Source organism: Candidatus Omnitrophota bacterium (assembly GCA_030688425.1).
In the GTDB taxonomy this organism is placed as follows: Bacteria; Omnitrophota; Gorgyraeia; order Zapsychrales; family JANLHA01; genus JAUYIB01.
Window position 1 is genome coordinate 89,252 of sequence record JAUYIB010000030.1, and the last position, 22,360, is coordinate 111,611.

Annotated in this window: 21 protein-coding genes and 1 riboswitch; all 21 genes read left to right on the forward strand. The window is 52.4% G+C overall.

Features of this window, described 5'->3' with window-relative positions; genetic code table 11:
* Positions 1-40 precede the first annotated feature (40 nt).
* Positions 41-445, forward strand: coding sequence for a hypothetical protein (locus tag Q8Q08_11745; GenBank protein MDP2654686.1), 405 nt, complete (start codon positions 41-43; stop codon positions 443-445).
* Positions 418-1,545 (forward strand): hypothetical protein, encoded by a 1,128-nt coding sequence (locus Q8Q08_11750; GenBank protein MDP2654687.1) that lies wholly within the window; start codon positions 418-420, stop codon positions 1,543-1,545. The genes Q8Q08_11745 and Q8Q08_11750 overlap by 28 nt, the downstream gene beginning before the upstream one ends.
* Complete coding sequence (locus Q8Q08_11755; GenBank protein MDP2654688.1) at positions 1,542-2,528, forward strand: radical SAM protein; 987 nt, start codon at positions 1,542-1,544, stop codon at positions 2,526-2,528. Before Q8Q08_11750 ends, Q8Q08_11755 begins: the two co-directional genes overlap by 4 nt.
* Entirely contained in the window at positions 2,525-3,667 is a 1,143-nt protein-coding gene (locus Q8Q08_11760) for a glycosyltransferase (protein MDP2654689.1), read from the forward strand. The genes Q8Q08_11755 and Q8Q08_11760 overlap by 4 nt, the downstream gene beginning before the upstream one ends.
* Before the next feature lie 71 nt (positions 3,668-3,738).
* Positions 3,739-4,974: a glycosyltransferase family 4 protein gene (locus Q8Q08_11765; protein MDP2654690.1), complete on the forward strand. Its 1,236-nt coding sequence runs from the start codon at positions 3,739-3,741 to the stop codon at positions 4,972-4,974.
* 13 nt (positions 4,975-4,987) lie between these two features.
* On the forward strand, positions 4,988-5,929 hold the full coding sequence (locus Q8Q08_11770; protein MDP2654691.1) for a glycosyltransferase: 942 nt from the start codon (positions 4,988-4,990) through the stop codon (positions 5,927-5,929).
* A 9-nt stretch (positions 5,930-5,938) separates the two neighbouring features.
* Positions 5,939-6,925 carry a DUF6492 family protein gene (locus tag Q8Q08_11775; protein MDP2654692.1) on the forward strand — a complete coding sequence of 329 codons (987 nt, stop codon included), beginning with the start codon at positions 5,939-5,941 and terminating at the stop codon, positions 6,923-6,925.
* A 19-nt stretch (positions 6,926-6,944) separates the two neighbouring features.
* Positions 6,945-8,141: a glycosyltransferase family 4 protein gene (locus Q8Q08_11780; protein MDP2654693.1), complete on the forward strand. Its 1,197-nt coding sequence runs from the start codon at positions 6,945-6,947 to the stop codon at positions 8,139-8,141.
* Positions 8,142-8,165: 24 nt separating this feature from the next.
* Positions 8,166-9,110, forward strand: coding sequence for a glycosyltransferase family A protein (locus tag Q8Q08_11785; protein ID MDP2654694.1), 945 nt, complete (start codon positions 8,166-8,168; stop codon positions 9,108-9,110).
* Positions 9,107-10,060: a glycosyltransferase family 2 protein gene (locus tag Q8Q08_11790; protein ID MDP2654695.1), complete on the forward strand. Its 954-nt coding sequence runs from the start codon at positions 9,107-9,109 to the stop codon at positions 10,058-10,060. Before Q8Q08_11785 ends, Q8Q08_11790 begins: the two co-directional genes overlap by 4 nt.
* Positions 10,044-11,018: a glycosyltransferase gene (locus Q8Q08_11795; GenBank protein MDP2654696.1), complete on the forward strand. Its 975-nt coding sequence runs from the start codon at positions 10,044-10,046 to the stop codon at positions 11,016-11,018. The genes Q8Q08_11790 and Q8Q08_11795 overlap by 17 nt, the downstream gene beginning before the upstream one ends.
* A 19-nt stretch (positions 11,019-11,037) precedes the next feature.
* The gene (locus tag Q8Q08_11800) at positions 11,038-12,147 is read left to right on the forward strand and encodes a glycosyltransferase family 1 protein (GenBank protein ID MDP2654697.1); all 1,110 of its coding nucleotides are present in this window, start codon (positions 11,038-11,040) and stop codon (positions 12,145-12,147) included.
* A 51-nt stretch (positions 12,148-12,198) separates the two neighbouring features.
* Positions 12,199-12,870: a class I SAM-dependent methyltransferase gene (locus tag Q8Q08_11805; GenBank protein ID MDP2654698.1), complete on the forward strand. Its 672-nt coding sequence runs from the start codon at positions 12,199-12,201 to the stop codon at positions 12,868-12,870.
* 27 nt (positions 12,871-12,897) lie between these two features.
* Positions 12,898-14,040: an ATP-grasp domain-containing protein gene (locus tag Q8Q08_11810; protein MDP2654699.1), complete on the forward strand. Its 1,143-nt coding sequence runs from the start codon at positions 12,898-12,900 to the stop codon at positions 14,038-14,040.
* Between the two features lie 105 nt (positions 14,041-14,145).
* Entirely contained in the window at positions 14,146-15,501 is a 1,356-nt protein-coding gene (locus tag Q8Q08_11815) for an O-antigen ligase family protein (GenBank protein ID MDP2654700.1), read from the forward strand.
* 60 nt (positions 15,502-15,561) lie between these two features.
* Positions 15,562-16,710 (forward strand): glycosyltransferase, encoded by a 1,149-nt coding sequence (locus Q8Q08_11820; protein ID MDP2654701.1) that lies wholly within the window; start codon positions 15,562-15,564, stop codon positions 16,708-16,710.
* Entirely contained in the window at positions 16,707-17,813 is a 1,107-nt protein-coding gene (locus Q8Q08_11825; protein ID MDP2654702.1) for a glycosyltransferase family 4 protein, read from the forward strand. Before Q8Q08_11820 ends, Q8Q08_11825 begins: the two co-directional genes overlap by 4 nt.
* Positions 17,814-17,821: 8 nt before the next feature.
* The gene (locus Q8Q08_11830; protein ID MDP2654703.1) at positions 17,822-19,027 is read left to right on the forward strand and encodes a glycosyltransferase; all 1,206 of its coding nucleotides are present in this window, start codon (positions 17,822-17,824) and stop codon (positions 19,025-19,027) included.
* Complete coding sequence (locus Q8Q08_11835) at positions 19,014-20,789, forward strand: DUF6067 family protein (protein ID MDP2654704.1); 1,776 nt, start codon at positions 19,014-19,016, stop codon at positions 20,787-20,789. Before Q8Q08_11830 ends, Q8Q08_11835 begins: the two co-directional genes overlap by 14 nt.
* An 8-nt stretch (positions 20,790-20,797) precedes the next feature.
* Positions 20,798-21,727 (forward strand): hypothetical protein, encoded by a 930-nt coding sequence (locus Q8Q08_11840; GenBank protein MDP2654705.1) that lies wholly within the window; start codon positions 20,798-20,800, stop codon positions 21,725-21,727.
* A gap of 111 nt (positions 21,728-21,838) precedes the next feature.
* Positions 21,839-21,933, forward strand: a riboswitch (cyclic di-GMP riboswitch).
* Between the two features lie 85 nt (positions 21,934-22,018).
* A partial coding sequence (locus Q8Q08_11845) for a hypothetical protein (protein MDP2654706.1) occupies positions 22,019-22,360 on the forward strand: 342 nt, incomplete at its 3' end.

A 22,360-nucleotide genomic window follows, 5' to 3' on the forward strand; every position in this document is an offset into this window, starting at 1 on the left:
AATTAGTTTGCCTTATTGCAATCACAGGAGAAACCCGGGCATGAGGCCCTTTGCGCGTTTTGAAGATTGTCTCATTTTCTTTCAGAAGATAAGCTGGCGAAAATCTTTTGCCTTTATTTTTTTGGCCATCCAGGTGGCCCTAATTGTTCTTGCCAGGTTCGGCGAAGATCGGTATTTCTGCTGGGCCCCGCACGACATGCAGACGGAATATGAACTTGCGGTGAATGTCAACGGGCGAGAGCTGGATGGCCGGGAAATATCGCGGCGGTTCCGGTTGGGAAAAACGGGGCGCGACCCGCGTGCGGCCGGCAACGTCAAGGCCGTTGTCATCCAGCATTGCCGGACCTATGGAAGGAATGATGAAGTGCTTGTGGCCATGGACTATACGATTAACGGAAGGCGCATGGAGCCCTGGAAATGGCGGCACATCCCGCAGAAAAAATGAAAACGGTGTTTGAAACGGTAAACCCGTTCGGGTGCCGGTCGGAATCCTTGCCGGTAAACCTTGTCCTGATGGTCAAGCTCATCGCGGTCGGCCTTTTGATGAAAGGGTATCTCTTCGACCTGTCCGACCATTTTTTGCCGTATTGGCCGGTCTTTGACGGCATGGGGCCGCCGGGAGTTTTCAGGTTTGTTCTGCAGTTTTTCTTTCTCCTCGGGACGGGGGGGATTTTGTTCAGCCGCGCGATACGCACAGGCTGCCTCATTTTAGGGCTGGTTATGCTGACAACGGTCTTGTCCTCGCGGACGGCTTATTCCAACGTCAAATTTTTTTGCAGTTGTTTGCTTTTGCTGACGGCCCTGGCGGATCCCAAGAACCCTCTGCTGGTGTTGCGCTGTCAAATGGCGATTGTTTATTTGGGGGCCTGGGTCAACAAGATATTTGACGCCGATTGGCGTTCCGGCCAGTATTTTGAGCATTGGATGAGCGCGATCATAAAAAGAGAAACTTATATCCAGGCCGCCGCGCTATTGCCTCCCATGGTCCTGTCCAAAATGATGGGCTGGATGACGATTGTTATCGAGGCGTTCCTGTCCGCCGGTTTTTTGTTGAGACCTTTGCGCGGTTTGACAATATTCACCGGGATCTATTTTCATTCAATGGCGTTTCTTCTGGCCTGGCAGGATTTTTACGTTTTCACGATCGCGACACTGTCCTCATATTTGATCTTGGTCCCTTGGCCGGACCGGTTGACCATACGGTTCAATCCTCAGCGCCGGCTTCACCGTGCAATAAAAGCCGTCATTGAGAAAGTGGATTGCGATCAACGGGCGGCATGGATCCCTGAACAGGGCCGATTGCAGGTGAACGTGTTTGATGGTCATTATCAGGGGTTTTTGGCTTTTAAGAGGATCGTTCTATACTCGCCGTTTTTTTATTTTCTGTACGTGTTCATCCTGGGTTTGCCGAATGAGAGCTTTCTCTGGGTAAAACTGAAAACGGTCCAGCTGGCTCTGGTCATCTTCTTCCCATGGATGGAAATCATCGCATGGCTGAAAGGCGCCCCTGGCGCCGGCGGATTGGCGGAGAGGAGACCCGGATGATCCCTTATGATGTGGAGGTGGACTGGCTGATCACGGAGGTGTGCAATTTTGATTGTCCGTTTTGCTGGCTGCAAAAGCGACCCAAAAGCGACCGTTACCTCGGCCGCAAGGACACGCAGGAACTGCTGGAAGGGTTCAATAACAAGGGAGTGACCTGGCTCGTCCATATGACGGGAGGGGAGCCGTTCTTTTTTCCAAACTTCCTGGAGTTGTGCCGGGGACTGACCGAGCGCCACTATATCAGCATCAACACCAACTTGTCGCACAAGAATGTCCTGCGCTTTGCGGAGACCGTCGATCCGGAAAAAGTGGATTTTATGCATGTCAGCCTGCATATCCTGGAACGGGAGAAGATGAGAGGCGTCGGCCGTTTTATCGATACCTATATGATGCTGAAAAACGCCGGGTTCAACATTTTCGTTTCGTACCTGATGTATCCTCCTCTGATGAAGCGGTTCCCAAAGGACTACGAAGATTTTAAGTCCCGGGGAGTGATCCTCCGTCCCAAGGTTTATTGGGGCGATTATTACGGGGTGCTCGACGCGAAAGTTAAACGGCCCTGCAATAACCGGATATTGAAGTATCTGGGGCGGGCGTATCCAGATGCGTATTCCGCGGAACAGGTGCGGTTTATCAGGGAATATATTGACCGCAGCGCGCGTGACGAGGCGCAGAGGTACGGGAATACGGTGCCCCTGAGAGAAAGGACCGTGGACCTGGCCTTGGACAAACATTGGGTCTCCGGAATACCGTCTTATGCGGGCAAGAGGTGCTCGGCTGGCAGAAAGATGGTGAGGATGGAGAAGGACGGCGAGGTTTATCGGTGCATCGATGAGAAGCGGTACCATCTGGGGAATATGTTCCGCGGCCCCTTGGAATTCTTAAAGGAGGACTTGGTCTGCGGGGCCCCGTTGTGCAGCTGCCCCTACGTCGGGTTAAGGTACGCGAATAACGAATCAAAAGACGAGAGATATCCGTTATGAATATCTGCGTGGTGGTCCCGCAGAAGGACATTTACTCGGAGACCTTTATCCGGGCCCACATCGAGCGCCTGGCAGGAGAGGTCACGAGTTTATATGGCACAGATCTCCACATGGTTACCGCCGATGGGAGAGCCTTGCTGAAACCGCCGGGTTTCCTGGAAAGGGTGAGGCGTTCTTTTTTATACCGCTTGTTCGGGGTCAGGTTCGATGAACATTGTTTGTGGCAGCGAGCTTTTCAGAGATACTTGACGGACAACGGGATCGATGCCGTGTTGGCCGAGTTCGGGCCGACAGGAGTGCGCTTGATGGAATCCTGTAAAAAGGCGGATGTCGCGCTGGTCGTCCATTTTCATGGTTTTGATGCCTACCGGAAGAAGACGATTGAGGATTACGGCGCGAAATACCAGTCGATGTTTCAGACCGCGGACGCGGTCATTGCCGTGTCCCGGCACATGGTCGAGCGGCTCGTCGGTCTCGGCGCCGCGCGGGAGAGGGTCCATCATGTCCCTTGCGGGATGAACGAGAAAATGTTTTATGGCGGGGACCCCGCAAAGGCCGGCCCTGTTTTTCTGACAATCGGCCGTTTTGTTGACAAAAAGGCCCCGCATCTGCTCCTGCCGGCATTTCGGAAAGTCCTGCTACAGGCCCCCGAGGCCAGATTGATCATGGTTGGGGACGGCCTGCTCTGGGATTCCAGCGTAGCGTTGGCAAAGGCCTTGAAGATCGAGAACTCTGTTACGTTTGCGGGGGTTAAGTCTCATCAGGAAGTTGCCCATCTGATGCGTGAAGTGCGCGCTTATGTCCAGCATTTCATTACGCCTTCGTCGGGAGATTCAGAAGGGACTCCGGTGGCGGTGATGGAGGCCGGAGGCTCCGGCCTGCCGGTGATTGCCACTCGCCATGCCGGGATTCCGGATGTGGTGGATGATGGCATAACGGGATTCCTGGTTGATGAATACGATATCGATACCATGGCGGAAAGAATGACCAGGATCGCCCGGGAGCCCGCATTGGCCGCACGGATGGGGCAGGCCGCCAGGGAAAGAGTGTTGTCTCAGTTCACTTTGGACAAAACGATAAAGGATCTGGATGAGGTCATCCGGCAGGCGGTGCAGAAGAGGAAAGGGACAACGGCATGAGGTGGTTAAATAAGCTCATCCGGTACGGCACGATCGTATTTTATGCATGTTTTTTCTGGTTGAGGAAGACGTTGATCAGAAACCATTCCGTCAAGATCGGGTTCCTGGTGGAGGAGTTTTTTGATGAGAAGTTCCGCGGGTTCGGCGGCTATGGGATGACGGTTAAGTATATTGCTGAACATTTTAACGTGGCCAACAGCAAACTCAAGGCGGATGTCATCCTGATGTATCCGCTTGATATCGCAAGCCCCCAACAATCTTCGGCCCACAATGCGGATGTGGTCATGATGCCCAAGCGCATGCCGGATACGGGCAAGGATTTCCGGAACTATGCCCGGCTTATCCATGAAAAGCGACCGGATGTTTTTATCGCGGTGGACCATTTCCAATCGTATGAATATCCTTTGATGGCCTTTCCGAACATCCCCTGGGTCATCTGGCTTAAGGATCCCAGGGATGAGGTAAAGTTTAGAAAGTACGCCACCGTGAGCTTACAGTTAAAGGCTTGGGGTTATGAAGGTCCGGATGAAGTTGTGGAGCGTTCCCATCGTACTTTGAACTCGTTTCGTCTTGTGCTAAAGCGCAGCCGCATGTTCGGCCGCAAGGTCTGTTTTGCCGCGGAATCCAAAGATTTTATTCCTATCGGAAAACGTCTCTATGGCTTGAAGGATTTAAATCCCGCGATCCTGTCCAAACCCATCCCTTTGCCGAAGATGGAGGGGCCTGAGTATGCAGAAAAACCGTTATTTCTGTTTATGGCGAGGCTTGACCCGGTCAAACGCCCATGGATTTTCTGTGAGTTGGCCAAACGTTTTAAGGACGCAGATTTTGTGGTTGCCGGCAAAGTGAATAATCCGGAAATCATGGAAGAGGTATTGGCAAAATATAAAGATGTTCCCAATTTGAAATTTTTAGGCGGGGTTTTTGGGGTGGAAAAAGACGCCCTTTTCCGCCGTATCTGGGCTCTGGTGAATACGAGTGTGCACGAAGGATTGCCCGTCACCATGGTCGAGGCATTTTCCTATGGAAAAACCAGCATTGCCTCTGGGAATTTAGATGGAATTGCTGAGCGTTTCGGCTTTTATACGGGGGAAATGACTGGGGATGGATATGATAGTGCGACCTTGGACCGTTATTCCGAACCGATTGAAAAGATTATCAATGGACAATTAGACCGGGAAAGCCTATTTAGAGAAGCCCGCCGGTATGTCCAGGAGGTCCATTCCTTTGAGAAGTTCGAACAGACTGTGCGAGATATTGTTTCGACAAACAGATACGACGGCAACTTTACGCTGGAAGATAAATAGAGCTGAAGCCGATATGATCTCTACACTCATCGCCACATATAACCGTGGTCCGGATCTCAGGCTGGTCCTGGGCTGTCTGTTGAACCAGCGGCTTCCCGCAGGGTTGGAACACGAGGTCATCATCATTGATAATAATTCAAATGACGACACCAGGGCGGTGGTCGAATCGCTGATCCCGTCTTTCGGCGGGAAACTCAAGTATTTCTTTGAACCGCGGCAGGGAAAATCCTTCGCTATTAACAAGGGCATTCAAGAAGCCCAGGGGGAAATCATTGTCCTGACTGATGATGACTGCACGTTTGAAAGCGATTATATCGCGAAGATTTATCAAGCATTTCAGAAAGGCGGCCTGGAGATCGGTTTTATCGGGGGGAGGATCCTTCCTCGGTATGTCGGCTGCAGCAAACCGGCGTGGTTCGCCGAATTAGAGCCGGGGTGGTGGTATAAAGAATTTTTCTGGGGACCTTTGGCGGTCCTGGATTATGGGGAAGAGCCGTTCATCATCGACAAGCGCGGCCTACCCTTATCCGATCTCAAGCTGTTTTACGGGGCCAATATGGCGGTCCGGAAAGAGCTGTTTTTTCATCATGGTCATTTTGACATTGAAAAATACCATACACATGATACGGAATTTCAACTGCGTTTTTTAAGGGAAGGGGCGCGCGGCCTTTATACGCCGGAGGTCAAGGTTTATCATAAAATCACGGCCGACCGGTTAACACCGCAATATTATTATCGCTGGTATTTCAAGAGAGGGTATCTTCTGGATTTCCAGGGCCGGTACCGGGAAAAAATCTATCATCCGTTCGGCATTCAGTGGGCGATGCTCGCCAAGACCGTTAAGCTGCTGGTGACGTCGGTTTTTGTCCGTTCGTTGACCCAAAAAGTGTACAGGCGATGCCAGGCGTTGTTCAACCTGGGACAGATGAAACAGCTGATTAAAGAAAATTCATGACGGGGCCCCATGGACAAAATATCTCTTGTTTTAACCTTGAAAATTAACGCCTATCCCCTGGGGAGCGACCTGGAAAGGGCCAAGAAAATCCTTCTTCCTTCGCTCGCCAAATATTTCGATTTGAGCCAGATCAGCCGGTTCTGGATTATCGTCCCGGCCGATGAGCAGGAGCAGATCGCCCGGGAGCTTTGGGAATTCCGGGACCGCCTCAAAATAACCATTAAAAATGAGGAGACGCTTCTGAAATCGGTCCCGGGATGGACGAGGGACCGGATCGTCCACGGCATGATGAGGGGGCTGGGGAGGATTGTCCGTAAATTAAACGGGGAGGGGTTGTTATCCGAATATTTGCGGCCTCGCGACGGATGGCATTCTCTGAATGGTTGGCGAAGGCAGCAAATACTTAAGATTCTTGCGGCGCGGCTGGTCGACACAGATTATTTTTTGATCGTGGATTCCGACCTGTGTTTGATGCGCCCCGCGAATTTAAAGACCATTTTCCCCGATGGGAAAGCGCTCTTCGGGCGGGACAGACTGAAAACGCAATACGATTGGTGGGCCGGGGCCGCCAGGGTGCTCGGTATCTCCTTGAAGCTTGGGCCGGAAGACGAGGTGATATCAGTCACGCCCCAGGTCCTGGTAACGTCCGTGGTCAACCGCCTTATGGACTATTTGATGTCGAAAGCAAGGGAGAAGGGGGCCCGGACCCTGCTTGAGTATCTCTCTCAAAATGGCCCCTGGACAGAATATACGCTATACTGGTTGTTCCTGCTGGAGTTTTGCGAAAAGGGCGACCATTATTCAGATCAGCGGCAAGGCTATGCTTTGCATGCGGGCGGCAGCGTGTGGTATCGTGAACAGGCATCCGACGCGAGAGTCTTGCGGGATCGGATCGATTCGGCGTTTCGCCGGGACGATTCGTTATTTTTGGTTGTTCAAAGCGCCTGCATCCCTCTGAGTGAATATTATGAGGCGGTGCGGGGGCACTTGTCGTAAATAATGCCGGGGAAATGTGATGCGAATCCTTTTTGTCCGAACATATTGTCCGCACTCCATCAATTACGGCTCCGAAATGAGGGCAAGCCGTTTCGTTGATTATTTGCGCCGGAAGGGGGAGGTGGACCTGTTGACGATGACGTCTCCGAGCGGGCATGCCGATATAAATTATATAGAACGCCATTTCCGGCGCCATTATCACTTTAATCAGAAAGGCAATCCCCGGCGCCTGACAAGGCTCGAGAAATTGAGACACCTCCTGCCTTGGCAGATCACGGGGCACTATGCGAAGGATTTTCAGCAAGAGCTCAACGCTATCGTCGAGGAAAATCAATACGATTTGATTTTTGTGTTTAAGCTGGAGCCGGTTTTCTATTTTCTTCAGCTGCCCGCCAAGTGGCGCCAGCGGACGGTTGTCGATTATGATGATTTTCTTTCGGATATTTACAAGAATCACTACAGGAATATCTTTACCGCTTATAAGAACAGTTATTCGTTGATGCTGTATCAGCACAAGGCGCTTGTCCGCTTCAAAAGGATCTTTGTCTGCGCGCGGGAGGCCCTCTTGAAGGTGCCTGGGAGCTGGCGGCACAAAGCCGGGGTGATCCCTAATGTTTTCAATGTTGACCCGAAAGGCTTTTACGCGGAGCCTGGCCCGAAGAATCGTCTGCTCTTTATCGGCTCTCTGGATTACTTCCCGAACATAGACGGTCTTAAGTGGTTCTGCCGCGATATTTGGCCGGGGTTTCATGAGAAACATCCTAACAGCATCCTGACTGTTGTCGGAAAAACGCGGAATGACGCCGAGCACGTGCGTTCACTGTTCAATCACCCGGAAAATCTTGAAGTCGCCGTTAATGTCCCCAGCACGCTGCCTTATTACCAAAATTGTTTCGCGTCGGTCGTCCCGTTGCTGAACGGCAGCGGGACGCGCTTAAAGATATTGGAATCCGCCGCCTACGGCCGGCCCGTCCTGGCGACCTCGAAAGGAATGGAAGGTTTGAATTTTGAGGACGGGAAGAATATTTTTATTTTTAAGAACAGCCGGTCTTTTTTAAACGCTTACGAAAGCTTACTGGACGAGGAGCGTTATCGCAATGTGACCCGGAGCGCTTTTACGGTACTGGAAGATCAGTACTCCCCGGAAGCGTTTACCGAGTGCATGGATGAGAATTGGAACATGATGGTTGATTCCCAACAGCGTTTGAAGGAATGAACGTTCCTTCAAGAAAGGGCCGCTATGCGCCTGAGCGTCATTATTGCCACATATAATCGCAGCCAATCCCTGTCCAGGATGCTTCAAAGTCTCTTAGAGCAAAAGACGGAGCGCCCCTTGGATTTTGAAGTAATCGTTGTCGATAATAACTCGAAAGACAACACAAAAAGTGTCGTTGAATCCTTGACTCCGGCGTTTAACAACCGGTTGCGCTATATATTCGAACAAAAACAGGGGAAGTCGCACGCGCTTAATAAGGGGATCCAGGAAGCCGCCGGAGAGATCCTCGCCTTCACGGATGACGATGTCATTGTCGACAGCCGATGGCTGAATAATATCCTCTCCTGTTTTGAAACTTTCTCCTGTGACGGCCTGGGAGGAAGGATCCTGCCGCAATATCCCCCCCATGCGCCGCGTTGGCTCGTTGACAACAAGGACCTTATTGTCGGCCCGGTTGTCAACTATAACCAGGGGGAGAGCACGGTGGTTTACCAAAAGCCCATGTATGAGTTCCTGGGCGCCAATTTTGCTTTTAAAAAAGGCCTTTTCGAGGAATGCGGGCTTTTCCGCACGGATATCGGCCCCGGCACAAAGGTCCTGGGCGAGGACACCGAGATCACCAACCGTTTTTTACAGGCCGGCAAGCGTTTATACTACTGCGGTCAGGCCCTTGTGTGGCACCCGGTGGAGGCTGAGCGCATGACACTCAAATATGTCACCTCCTGGTATGTGGCTTTGGGACGATATCGGGTCATGATGGGACAGCAAAATTCCTTGTTCCAGGAAGCCGCCTATTTTTTCGGCGTCCCGAATCCATTAGCCAAAAGAATGGCGTCCGAGGCCCGGTATTTTTTGACGCATATTTTCAATCAAAGAGAATTGTTGAGGGCCTGGGTGGATTTATGCGTTTCATACGGAAAAGCGTCGCAAATCAGGCATATTCGAAAAGCCCCAAGGAAGACATTATGACCCTCATCAGCATCGTCGTCTGCACCTATAACAGGGCCGAAGTCTTAAAGGTAACACTGGACGGCCTCTTGCGCCAGGAAGTCCATGGGGCCTTTGATTATGAAATCCTGGTCATAGACAATAACTCAACAGATCACAGTAAATCGGTTGTCGAGGAATTCATCCCGCGGTCTGGAGGGAAGATGAAGTATTTTTTTCAACCAGTCCAGGGAAAATCCGAGTCGCTCAATATGGCTGTTCCCTTGGCAAAAGGCGATATTGTCGCGTTCACGGATGACGATGTTGTTCTGTCGCCATCCTGGCTTTATGAGTTATATCAATGCTTCGCGGAACATGGCTGTGACGGCGTGGGGGGGCGGGTGCTGCCGATCTATCCGGAGGGGACTCCGGTTTGGGTCCGGGAGAACCCCCATCAGGTTGCCGGGGCCGTTGTCATTTATGATCACGGCGAAGGCGTGCGAGAATTTGATCAGACAATGGAACTTTTTATCGGGGCAAATTACGCTTTTCACCGGGAAGTATTTGACCATTGCGGGATGTTCCGCACGGATTTAAGATATAACGGTGTTCATATCGGCGAAGATCGCGAATTTATCCGGCGGCTGATCAAAACCGGTAAGGTCTTGTATTATTGCGGAAAGGCCGTTGTTTGGCATCCGGTGGATTTAAAGCGGTTGCGGTTCCGGCCCATGGTCCGCTGGCATATGGCTGCGGGCCGCTGCGCCGCTGATTTGGAATCGGAGGACAAATCTGAAATGTTTGTCTGTTGTTTCGGTTTTCCAAGATACCTCCTGAAGGGAATTTGCGGTGATGCCTTGGGAATGGCGCTGAACGCCTTTGACCGGGTCAAATTCTTCAGGAATTTCCGCGGCTTTTTTAGGAAACTGGGCATGATCCTTCAGTACCGGGTTTTGGCAAAGAGAGCAAGGGGGAATGATGGCCAAGGTTAGCGTGATTGTCCCGACATACAACCGCGCGCAATATCTTCCCCGTGCGCTGAACAGCGTTTTGGCGCAAACGTACAGGGATTATGAAGTCATTGTCGTGGATGATGGGTCGACGGACGAGACGCCGCAAGCCATGAAGCCGTTTGAAGGGCGCGTGACGTATGTCCGTCAAAAGAATGGAGGAAGCGCTTCGGCGAGAAACCGCGGCATTGAAGAAGCCAAAGGCGAATACATCGCGTTTCTGGATTCGGACGATTACTGGGTCGCGGACAAGCTGGAAGCGCAGGTGAGAATCCTCGACGCCCATCCCAAGGTCGGGATTGTCTATGGCCGCATGCCGATCGTCAATGAAAAAGGCGAGAAGATAGGGATGAAACCCGCCGGCGTTTCCGGCAGGAATTTCAAAGAACTGCTGGATGTGTGGGGAGACCTGCCGACGTCCACCGTCATGACCCGCCGTGTCTGTTTTGAAAAAGCCGGGATGTTCGACACGTCCCTGACGACCATGCAGGACATCGACATGTGGCTGCGCATCGCGCGGCTCTACGACCTTTATGAGATCGAGGGGCAGGTCCTGGCGTATTACTGCCGCCACGGCAGCCAGGCCACAAGCGACAAGGTCAAGGTCTACGGCGGGCTGGTGAGGATCTATAAAAAGATTTTCAAGACGTTCCCGGACGCCCCCCGTGACGTCATGGTAAAACGGATCGCCTCCAACCAGTATATGCTGAGCCGTTCGTATTATGACAGGCGCCTGTACACGGACGCCCTGCGCAATCTGGCCGAGACGTTGTTGCGGTATCCTCACGTGGGGACGCTGTTTTGGGAGTCCCGGGACGGATCCGGGGGGAAAGCCTTCAAATTGGTTAAGCCCTATTTATATTTTGGGATTTGCGCGCTGAAGGCCGCCGGCCAGGGCACAAAAATATTTCTGAAACCTTTTGCAGAAAAATCCAAATAGCCAATAATAGAGATACGATATGAATGTCTGCATTGAATCCCAAGTGCTGAATCATCCCCGGCGGTCGGGTCTGATGACCTATACCGAGGGGCTGGTGAACGGCGTCCATCGCAACGACCGCGCGAACGCGTATGCCCTGGTGTATTATTCTCTGCGCCGGTCGGCGGACGGGATGCCCGGCCCTTCGGACGGGAATTTCCGGAAAGCGGTCCTGCGGGTCCCGGACCGCCCGTTCTGGGGGCGGCAGGCGCTGATTGATGATTTCCTTTTGCCGGCATTTCTGAAAAAGAGCAAAATTCAGGTTTTTCACCGGCCGGCCGGGTATACTATGCCGGACGTTAAAGGCGTTTTCAAGATATTGACGGTCCATGATTTGAGGACCCTGACGATCGGGGACAGCCGCTGGGCCCAGAATATCGAAAAGTATAAAAGGGCCCTCAACGCCCTCGATGCCTGCGCGGTGGTGTCCGAATGCACCAAGCGGGACCTGGTCCAGCACTTTAAGATCGATGAGAAAAAGATCCGGGTGACCTACCTTGGCGCCGATGACCGTTTTCGGCCGGCTCCTGACAGGGACATGGCGGACGTCAAGGCGCGCTACGGCCTGGACCAGCCGTTTCTGCTTTCGGTGGGGTCCGTTCCGCGGAAGAATATCGACGGGATCATCCGCGGGTTCGCGGCGTCCCGGTCCAAGGACCAGTTTCTTTTGGCGTTAAGCTGCAACATGGACGTTGAAAAATATCAGTCCCTGGCGCAGGACCTGGGGGTGGGGCCGCGACTGCGCATTTTGCGCAACCTTAAGGACGCGGACATCGTGGCCTTATACAGCGCCTGCCATTGTTTTGTGTTCCCGTCGCTGTATGAAGGTTTCGGCCTGCCGATTCTGGAAGCCATGCAGTGCGGAGCTCCTGTCATCACCGCGAACTCTTCCTCATGCCCGGAAGTGGCCGGGGACGCCGGCATCCTGGTCAATCCCGCGGAGCCGGCCGAGATCGCAGAGGCCATTGATCAGGTCTGCCGGGACGAGCAGCTGCGCAAGCGGATGATTGAAAAAGGCTTTCAGCAGGCCAAGAAGTTCGGCTGGGACCGATTTGCCAACCAGATGAAAGAGATCTATGATAGGGGTTGAAAAAAGTGTGTCAAATCTCAAGATTGATGGGTTTACGAAAGGATGTAAACAATGGAAGATGACTTCCTGAAAGAAAACGAGAAAGGAAAATATACATCTTGCTGGGGGACAGGGAGATATGTGCAATCTGAGCAAAGCTTCTGGATCACTGAAATTATCAAAAGCTTGAATCCGAAATCCAAAGTCCTTGATTTGGGGTGTGGCAACGGCTTTGTCGTTAAGAGGTTGGTCGATAACGGCATTGATGCCTATGGTGTCGATATCACCAGCGCGGGTTGGATGAAAAAGAGCGAAGTTAATCCCGCGTTCAAAGTGCTGCAAGACAGGTTGCATGAGGCCCCTTTGTGGGAAATCCCCTTCGCCGATAAGGAATTTGACATGACATTCTCCACGACTGTCTTAGAACATATCCCAACGGAAAAGGTCGATCTGACCATCAAAGAAATTTTAAGAGTAACAAAAAGAAAAACCATTCATTATGTTGATACCGTCAAGGAGCAGGAACAGTTTGGTGAAAATCTGCACATGACTGTGCAACCGTGCGATTGGTGGTTAAAGAAATTTGCCGAGAATAACACTGATAATGTCGAGTGTATTGTCCGGGATAAGCATGAGCTCACGGCCTCCTCCTTTAAGCACAGGTCCCTGCGCTGGTATTTGAATAAAATCGTCCGCTGCATTAAAGAACGAAGGTTGCCTGATTTTATAAAGGATAAATTCTAAAGAGCAATCGATTAGTTAGGAGCGACTATGAAAAGGATTTTGGTTTTGGCGACGAATGCCAGTGACGCTAAATCCGTAGTTTTATGGGGTTTGCGTGAAGCGGGTCACCAGTGCCTGGTCATGGGAAATCTCTCGAAAAATACCGAGCTCCCGCATTCCCCGCTGTGTCGCAAATTTTATGCTATCCCAGAAGAATATTCGTTTGAGAAAAAGTCGCCCGAAATTGTCCCATTGATTAGGAGGGTCCTGGAGCAAAATGATATTGATGTCATCTGCCCATCGGGTTTTGAAAGCGTCAAGTTCCTCAGCCTTTTTCTGGATCAACTGACACAGATGAAGTTTTGCGTGCCTGTGCCGGCCTTGGAAACGATCAAAGAACTAAGTGATAAATACGTATTTGCGTCTCTCTGCCGGAATTATGGCATTCCCCATCCCCAGACCTATCTTTTAGAGAATATGAACGCTGTCGAAGAAAACAGGTTGCTAGTTAAATTTCCGCTTTTAACCAAGCCGCTCAGGATGTCCGCCAGTAAGGGGATATATACATTTCAAGGGAGAGATGAGCTCCTGCAATATTTAAAGACAAAAAAGGAGGATGGGAGTAATGCTTTGCCTCTTTTGTTGCAGGAATATATCCCGGGTTTTGATATTGACTTTAACGGGTTCGGTTATCAGGGGCGTCTGAGTGCCTGGACTATTCAAAAATTTATTGAAATACCGCGGGACAAGAAACAGCCGTTGCGATGGCTCCAGTTCCTTAGAAACGATGAGATATTGCGAATTGGTAAAACAATCGTTGAGAAGACGGGATATTCGGGCCCCATTCACGTAGATCTGCGCGTTGAGGAGCATAGCGGCCGTGTCTATGCGATTGAGGTTAATCCGCGTTTTTGGGCGTCGACGTTCGCTTCCATGAGTGATGGTGTCAATTTTGCGGATGTGGCCATACAATGCGCTATAAACCCGCATTATCAAAAGGCCCCGCGGTATGCCTGTAGGATCTGGGGTTCACCGCATCATTTGCCGTATCTTCTATTAAGGCATCCCAACAGGGAGATGTGGCAATTGGCCTGCCAGCACACCCTTTTTCAAGTTAGGCATGTTTTATTCAACCAGTTGTTGTTTGGCCAAATCGCAAGAAAAGGGGTGTTAATCCGAGAAGGAACATAGGATTTTGCTGTCAACATTGAAGCGTTTTACCCGCAGATTATTTATAAACGATTCCCGTGGAATGCATCCATAATTATTTTTCAGCCATATTAAAAGGGGAAATAAATGGGATCTGGAATTATTGCTAATTTAAAAATTCTTGCCCCGGTGGCTTTTTATCTCCTGGGCGTGGCCCTGGCCCTGGCCGCCTTTGTCGGCAAGGTCCGTTGGGCACTGCTCCTCGTGGCCTTCCTTTTGCCTCTGCGCAACGTCGTTGAGAAACTGCAGGGCCTGCCCCTGGGCAACCAATTCCTGGACGTTTTGTTCATGGCGATGATCGTAGGCTGGTTTGTTTCCGCATTCACGGGAGGGCAAAAGAAGCTTTTTGACGAATCGTCGCTCAACTGGATTTCCATTGTCCTGATCGTTTACACGTTCATTTCCCTGCAATCCGGGAATGCCTACCTTAAGTCCGTGAGTTTTTTCGACATCAGCGACCCCCGTGTCCAGGACTGGAAGAATTTTGTCCTTTTGCCGATCCTGTTTTTTATCACCTTCAACAACGTGACGGACGCTAAATGGGTGTGGAGGGTTTTTCTTGTGATGTGCTTGGGGATGTTTATCTCGGGGTATTACACGAGCACGCAAATCAGTTGGTTTTCGAACCTGCTTTCGCGGGCGAAAATCAGCGGGACATTCCAGTTCCTGGGGCCCAATGAGGTGGGGGCGTTTTTCAATCAATACACCATGATCTTGATCACCATGTTCTTTTTCATGAAAAAAAAGATCCACAAGGTCCTGACGGCCCTGTTGATCCTTCTGAACATTTATTGTATCCTTTTTCTTTATTCCCGCGCGGCGTATGCCGCCCTGGCGGCGGGGCTGTTCATTTTGGCTTCTATGAAAAAGCGTGTTTTGTTGATCCCCCTGATCCTGGTCGCGGTTTTCTGGCAGGTAGCCCTTCCTGAAAAAGCGGTAGAGCGGATCCAGGGGACCACGAATGAATTCGGCGAACTGGAAGAGTCTGCCGAGAGGCGGGTGGAAATATGGAAAGTGGGGCTTGAGTATTTTGAGGAAAATCCGGTTTTCGGCATAGGGCTCGGGGTCTTCAGCCGGCTGGGTTACAACTTGGGAGACACGCACAACATTTATGTGAAGCTTTTGGTGGAGCAGGGCCTGACCGGGCTTGGGATATTTTTTATTTTGGTCTGGTGTTTCATTCTTGAAGGATGGCGCTTGTATCGTAAAGGGCAGGATGACTATGAGAGAGGGCTTGGCCTCGGGTTTGCCATCAGCATTGTCGTCCTGATGATCAATAATTTTTTCGGCAACCGTTGGACTTATTTGGAGCTCAGCGGGTATTTATGGATTTTTGCCGGGCTCGTCTGCCGCCTGCGGGCCCTCGCCGAGACTTCTTCCCATGCTGCGTCTTCCCCCAAAAAAGTCAAAGTGAACATGCGTCAGGCCGGCCGGCGTCCGTAAAGTGTTTGCGCGGGAATCCGGCCGGGGGATTTCCCCTTAAACCCGTGATGAGAAAATTTTATGAGCGGCAGTGCGAGGAAAATCAATCTCCTTCTTCTGACGGATTGCCTGGCGGACCTGGCCGGAGGCGCGGAAAAGCAGATTTTTGAGCTGGCGAAGGGAATGGACAAATCCAGGTATGATGTGACTATCGCCAGCCTGGATTGTTACGGCCGGGCTCCCCGGAGCGTGATCGAGCCGGTCTGCCGGCTGGAGATTTTCCGCGTTGTGCGTATTTACGGCCTGTCCGGGTTTTTGCAGGGACTCCGGTTTTTCCGTTATTTGAAAGATTCCCGCGTGGACATTGTCCAGACGTATCATTTCAGCTCCGACATCTGGGGCGCGTTTTTGGCCTGGTTGGCGGGTGTCCCGGTGATTCTCTCTAACCGTCGGGACATGGGGTTTTGGCGGAAGTCCTGGCATGTCTGGGCGTACCGCTTGATCAACCGGTGGGTCTTGCGTATTGTTGTCAATGCGAGGCCGATAAAGGCTATGGTCCTGGAATCCGAAAGGATGGGGGACGACAGGGTGGTGGTCATTTCCAATGGAGTGGAGCTTTCCGCGAAATCGTCCCCGTTGGGCCGTTCTGATCTGGGATTGAATGCCGGCGATATGGTGGTTGCGCACGTGGCGAACCTCCGGCCTGTGAAAGGGCATATGCATTTGATTCGGGCGTTCAAGGACGTGGTTGCCCGCTGTCCCTCGGCCAAACTGGTGCTGATCGGCCAGGACGAGCTCGGAGGCTCACTGCAAAAGCTGGCAAGCGATCTGGGGATTTCCGAACGTGTTTTGTTTCTGGGTAAAAGGATGGATGTGTCCAGGATTTTGCCCCTGGCGGATGTTTGTGTCCTGCCGTCTTTGAGCGAGGGGATGTCCAATTCGATCCTGGAATACATGGCGGCCGGAAAGCCCGTGGTGGCAACGCGTGTCGGCGGAAATCCGGAACTGATCGAGGACGGGGTCAACGGGATCCTGGTCGAGAAAGAAAACGTTCCTCAATTGGCCGATGCTCTTTTCCGCCTTTTGCAGGACCCCTCTCTGCGCCGGGAGATGGGCAACAGCGGGTTTCAACGGATCACCGAGGAATTCACCATGGGGGCGATGGTCCGGAAATACGAGCAGTTGTTTGAGACTTTATTGGCCGCACAAAGACCTGGGATTTCGCGATGAAAGTCCTTCATTTGGTCAGCAGCGGCGGTCTGTTCGGGGCCGAGAGGGTCATCCTGACCCTGGCCGGTTCCCGGTGCGGCTTTGAGTCTGTGGTGGGGGCGCTCCATAACCGGCACAATCCGCACCTGGAGATCATCGGCGAAGCCGACCGCCTGGGATTGCCGAAAGCCGTCTTCGATTCGGGCGGACGGTTCGATGGGGGCGCCGTGTCCCGCGTCAGGCATTTTTTGAGGGATAACGGGATCGACGTGATCCATACGCATAATTATAAATCCGATATCATCGGGTTTTTCGCCGCGAAAGGAGCGGGGAAAAAGTGGGTTGCCACCAACCACGTGTGGCACAGCACCGACCAGAAGCTCCGGTTGTACGAACGGATGGACGCGTTCGCGCTCAAGTTTGCCGATAAAGTCGTGGCGGTCTCGGACGAGATCAAGCGCGATCTTTTGTCGAAAGGGTTTACGGACAACGGCGTGTGGGTGATTCATAACGGGATTGATGTCTCGGAATTCCAGCAGTCATTCCCTGTCGAACGGCTGCGCGGCGAATGGGGATGGACGATGGAAAATATCGTGTTTTCGATCATCGGCCGCCTGGCCCCGGAGAAGGGGCATGAGATTTTTCTGAAGGCGGCGGTTGAAGTCCTCCGGGACTTCAAGGGCGCCCGATTCCTGATTGTCGGTGATGGGCCTCTGCGGGAGACGCTGGAGGCCAGGGTGCAAGATCTTGGGTTGTCTGGCGCGGTTGCTTTCACCGGCATTCGCAAGGACATGCCGGCGGTTTATGCCCTGTCCGACGTCCTGGTCAATTCGTCCTCGATCGAAGGGCTGCCCATGACGATCCTCGAGGCCATGGCGTCAAAGCTGGCGATCATCGCAACGAAGGTGGGGGCGGTCCCGCAGGTGATCCGCGACCAGGCCAACGGGCTTTTGATCGAACCGGGCGACCCTGCTGTCCTGGCCGGGGCGATGAGAGAACTGGCGGGGCAAGGCGAAACGCGCCGTCGGCTGGCGCAGCATGCCTTTGAGGATGTCTGCGCCAGGTTCAGCGCCAGGCACATGGCCGAGCAATATCAACGGGTGTATCAAGAAGTCCTGGGATAAATCTTTCAATGAGAATTCTTTTTATCGCCCCGCGCTGTCCGCTGCCGGCGGATACCGGCGGGAAAATCCGGACGCTCAATATCCTCAAGCAGGTGGCCAGGCGCTGTGAGGTTCACTTCGTTTATTTTGCCTTTGAGGAAACGGACGCCCGCCAGACTGAGGAGTTCCGGAGGATGAACGTCGCGACCACGGCTGTCTCGGTTTCCGAGACGGGGCTGATGGGCAAGGCCTGGTCGGTGATCGCGGACCCCATGCCGTATTCCACCAGGAAATACCTTTCCCGGGCCATGGCCAGGGCGGTGGAAGCGCTGGTGAGGTCCCAGAAGTTCGATTTTGTCCATGTGGACCATATCCATATGGCGCATTACCGTGCCCAGTGCGCGGATGCCCCGTGCCTTGTGGATGAGCACAACGTCGAGTATAAAATTTTGGAGCGATGCGCGCTTGTTGAGAAATCTTTGTTAAAAAGAGCGTTGTACGGTTTGCAGGCCGCGAAGATGCGGCGGTTTGAGGCGCGGGCCATTGCGGGATTCCAAGCCTGCGCGGCTGTGTCCGAGGATGACGCCGCTCTCCTGCGCCAGTTGTGCCGGGGAGAGGTCCCCGTTTATGTGATCCCGAACGGGGTGGATACGGAATACTTTCAGTCAGAAGTCAGAGGTCAGCAACCAGAGGAGGAGGCGCTGGTTTTTACCGGGTCCATGGACTGGCTGCCCAACGACGACGCGATGGCGTATTTTATTCAGGACATCCTGCCGCTGGTATGGAAGGCCAGGCCGTCGGTCAAACTTTACATCGTCGGAAAGGATCCGTCCGAGCAACTACGCCAGTGGGCCCGGCAGGATTCCCGGATTGTCGTGACCGGGCGGGTGGAGGATGTGAGGCCGTTCATGGACAGGGCAGCGGTTTTTATCACGCCGTTGAGGATCGGCGGAGGCACGCGCCTGAAGATTTTGGAGGCGATGTCCATGCAAAAAGCGGTCGTTTCCACCACGATCGGCGCGGAAGGGATCGAATACCAGGACGGTGTTCATCTGTCGGTCGCGGATTCGCCGGAGGCGTTCAGGGACAATATCCTGGCCTTGCTGGCTGACGGAAAGCTGAGGAAGTTCCTGGGTGAGCAAGGCCGACGGCTGGTTGTCGGAAAGTACGATTGGAACATCGTGGGGGAGAAGCTGACAAAAATTTACGGAGAACTGATCCATGACAAAAAATAAAAAACGGGCGTGGTTTCCTCTCTTGATCGGGTTCGTGGCCGGCGTTGGGATCGCGGCCGCAGCTGGAGTCGCCGCTTACAATGTCTATCTTGAAGCCAAGAGACCCAAGCGTTACCAGGTCTCTCTTTCAGAGGACATGACGATTCCTTTGCCGGGAGGCGGCCTGGTATACGCGGCCTCCAGTCTGGACAGGATATTCAAGGACGGCCACACGCTTGTGAAACCCGCCATCCGCAAATCCGTGGATGTCTCCGCGGCCCGCCATGAATACGAGTCGTTTCAGGTCGTGGTCAAGGCCGGGGAACAGCCGGTCCGGACGGTTTCCTTGGAGATATCGGATCTGACGGAAGAAAATGGAGAATCGAAGATCGAAAAGGCGAACATTTCCTGGAGGGTCGTCGGGTATGTCCCAACGATCAAACCGTACTACCCGGTGAAATACGTCGGGCTATGGCCCGATCCGCTGATGCCGGCCGCCGCGACCGAGGTGGATCCGGGCTCAACCCAGCCGTTCTGGGTCACCATTTATGTGCCTCCGGACGCGAAAGCCGGGAATTATTCCGGTTTGATCACCGTCAAGGCCGAAGGGGCGTCATCTGTGGAGATCCCGCTGAAACTGCGCGTTTATGATTTCACCCTGCCGGTGGAAAGCCGTTTTAAGACGGCCTTTGATTTCTACGGGCACGAAACGTTTAAGCGTTATCCGCAGGGCGAAAAGGAAAGCGCCGAGGCCTATGACGCGCGGCTGGCCACGATCAATGACAAATTCATCATGGCGATGCTCCGGTACCGTATCAATCCCATTTTGAATATCGACCCGACCAAGGATAGCGAGCTGGCGCTTGTGGACCGTTACCGGGTCCTGGGATTGAACAATTTTTCCATCGGCAAGAGGGGAGGGACGCTCGGCAACAACTGGCCCAAAGATGACGGCGGGATCGAGGGACTGCTGGGGCTTTACAGGACTTATGGGGAAATGTTAAAGCTGAATAAATTTCTTCCCTACACTTATATCTACACTTGGGACGAGGGCAAGCTCGGCAACCCGGACGTTGCCAAGCTTTGCTCCATGATTCACCGGGCTTATCCGGGGTTGAAAAATATGGTTTGTTATCACGGCTTCTGGGACCCTGACAAGCACCCCGGGTGGGGCAAGGATATCGATATTTGGACTTTTCAGATTGATAATTTTAATTTGGAAAAAATGCGCAAATTGACCGACCTCGGCCTGGAGATATGGATGTATATCTCGGGACCGGGCGGATACGGGACCCCGAACCTCGCGATGGATTTCGATTCCATGGATTACCGGATCGTTCCCTGGCTCTGCTGGAAATACGATATCAAGGGGTTTCTGTACTGGTGCGTGAACTGGTGGCCGAAGGTGGATCCCTTCAAGAACGCCCAGAATTCCAAGTGGGAGCAGAACGCAAACGGCCTGCTGCTGTATCCGGGAGAGGACGGCCCCATCGCTTCTTTGCGCATTGAGATCTTCCGGGACGGGATGGAAGATTATGAATATATCCAGGCGCTTCTGGATAAAATGAAGATCATCAAGCGGCAGAAATTGGCCGGGCCTTTTGAAAAGTTTTATGATCAGAGCAAGTCTCTCCTCACGGTTGATGCCAAGATCGCCGAGGCCATGGACAAATTCACCAGGGACGGGGAAGTGCTCAAGGCCCGGCGTAACGCGATCGCGGAAAAGATCGAGGAATTTGACCGGTTTTACAAGGCCCAGACCGATCCCGTCCCGCAGCCATAGGATTTAATATGAATAGAGATACTCTTAAATATTTTGTGATAGGTTTTTTAGGAGGAGTTTTCATCATCGGCCTTGGCGGGGCGGCTTACGTGAAAGGCTTCCGGACCTCCCCCAAGCAGATCCTGGCGAATCTTTCTAAGGCCAAGCGTTCCGTTCAAAATGCGTTTCCCTGGCCTTCTGCGTCTTACCGGCGCGTGATTAAGGAAGATTTTACCCAGCCGGTTGACGCGGTCAGCGGCCAAAGTTTCGGCAAGGAAGGCCAGTTGACCTTTGAATTGTTCCGGGAAGGGACGTTCATCGTCAACGGTCAATCCGGGCTGGCATGGCAGAGGTCGGACAGTTACCGCGATTCCGCCTTTATCCGTTCCACAAAACCCCTGCCCAAAACCTATAAGATCACCGTTGTCGTGGGCGACATCGATTACGGTTTGGAGAAGATTGCCGGGCTTTCCACGGACCCGGAATATCCCGAGGGACCGTTGAATGAGAACGGCTGTTATCTGTTGTCCGTCACCGACACGGCCCCCATAGGCCATCACACCAACATCTGGTGGCACCAGCACCGCAAACTCGTGATAGATGTGGACAACAACTCCTGGGGCCATGGCATGCCTAATCCGATCTTTATGGTTTACTTCAATCGTGAGAACACCCTGGTGGCTTATAACGGAGAATCGCAGGAATGGCAGAAAAAATGGGAAAAGGCCGCGTCTTATGAGCCGTCCGCGTGGTATAGGATTGAGTTGGAGAAGACAAAGGCCAAATATATCATGAGTATTTCGCATGAAGACGGCCGCCTGGTCAAAAGAGGAGAGGTTCCTGTTCAGAATGTCTGGCGTTCCGGAGAGATGACCGATGAGTATTTCGTCATTGGCGATCCCCACGAGAACTATTACCAGGGGTCCATGAAAATCAAGAGCATCACGATGGCGTATTGATGCTGTAACTGTCAGTAATGGCAATATCTTTTGTTTTTGCGGGAATTGTGGCCTCCCTGCCTTGACAGTGGGGAGAAAGCCGTATACACTTAACTTGGCAATTCATGTTCTTGTTTGAAAAGGTAAACCATTCGTAAGGATGGGACACAAAGCTATAGGGCCCACTCGGGATCCTGCGGATCCCGGAGGGGCAGCCAGTTGCCAAACAAGAGTAGACAAGTTAAAAGCCTGATTTCGGGATTTTAACCCTATTCTTTGTGTCCAAAAAAAGAATAGGGTTTTTTATTTGATATGAACGAAAGCATTCACATAGATTTTACGCAAAAGCATTACAAGGGGGTAGTCATGAGTAGGAAAATTTTGATGATCGCTGTCGCGTTGTTGGGTTTTGGCTTATGGGCGGTTGATAACGGTTTTTGTTCAACATATTACGTCCGGGTGGATGGGGGAGACGCAACCCAGTGCACAGGACTTACGGACGCCCCCTATCCTGGCACAGGCACAGGCAAAGCTTGCGCCTTCTCCCATCCATTCTGGGCCCACGCGCCCTCAAAGCATCCTACCAAATTGAAAGGCGGCGACACTCTCATTATTGACGGTTCGAATAAGGCACAATATATGATGGGTTATGGT

Coding starts and splice junctions, on each gene's coding strand:
- Q8Q08_11790 (MDP2654695.1), top strand. CDS start 9,107: ATGACCCTCATCAGCATCGTCGTCTGCACCTATAACAGGGCCGAAGTC.
- Q8Q08_11795 (MDP2654696.1), top strand. CDS start 10,044: ATGATGGCCAAGGTTAGCGTGATTGTCCCGACATACAACCGCGCGCAA.
- Q8Q08_11835 (MDP2654704.1), top strand. CDS start 19,014: ATGACAAAAAATAAAAAACGGGCGTGGTTTCCTCTCTTGATCGGGTTC.
- Q8Q08_11775 (MDP2654692.1), top strand. CDS start 5,939: ATGGACAAAATATCTCTTGTTTTAACCTTGAAAATTAACGCCTATCCC.
- Q8Q08_11750 (MDP2654687.1), top strand. CDS start 418: ATGGCGGCACATCCCGCAGAAAAAATGAAAACGGTGTTTGAAACGGTA.
- Q8Q08_11830 (MDP2654703.1), top strand. CDS start 17,822: ATGAGAATTCTTTTTATCGCCCCGCGCTGTCCGCTGCCGGCGGATACC.
- Q8Q08_11770 (MDP2654691.1), top strand. CDS start 4,988: ATGATCTCTACACTCATCGCCACATATAACCGTGGTCCGGATCTCAGG.
- Q8Q08_11800 (MDP2654697.1), top strand. CDS start 11,038: ATGAATGTCTGCATTGAATCCCAAGTGCTGAATCATCCCCGGCGGTCG.
- Q8Q08_11785 (MDP2654694.1), top strand. CDS start 8,166: ATGCGCCTGAGCGTCATTATTGCCACATATAATCGCAGCCAATCCCTG.
- Q8Q08_11760 (MDP2654689.1), top strand. CDS start 2,525: ATGAATATCTGCGTGGTGGTCCCGCAGAAGGACATTTACTCGGAGACC.
- Q8Q08_11745 (MDP2654686.1), top strand. CDS start 41: ATGAGGCCCTTTGCGCGTTTTGAAGATTGTCTCATTTTCTTTCAGAAG.
- Q8Q08_11780 (MDP2654693.1), top strand. CDS start 6,945: ATGCGAATCCTTTTTGTCCGAACATATTGTCCGCACTCCATCAATTAC.
- Q8Q08_11825 (MDP2654702.1), top strand. CDS start 16,707: ATGAAAGTCCTTCATTTGGTCAGCAGCGGCGGTCTGTTCGGGGCCGAG.
- Q8Q08_11755 (MDP2654688.1), top strand. CDS start 1,542: ATGATCCCTTATGATGTGGAGGTGGACTGGCTGATCACGGAGGTGTGC.
- Q8Q08_11805 (MDP2654698.1), top strand. CDS start 12,199: ATGGAAGATGACTTCCTGAAAGAAAACGAGAAAGGAAAATATACATCT.
- Q8Q08_11810 (MDP2654699.1), top strand. CDS start 12,898: ATGAAAAGGATTTTGGTTTTGGCGACGAATGCCAGTGACGCTAAATCC.
- Q8Q08_11840 (MDP2654705.1), top strand. CDS start 20,798: ATGAATAGAGATACTCTTAAATATTTTGTGATAGGTTTTTTAGGAGGA.
- Q8Q08_11815 (MDP2654700.1), top strand. CDS start 14,146: ATGGGATCTGGAATTATTGCTAATTTAAAAATTCTTGCCCCGGTGGCT.
- Q8Q08_11820 (MDP2654701.1), top strand. CDS start 15,562: ATGAGCGGCAGTGCGAGGAAAATCAATCTCCTTCTTCTGACGGATTGC.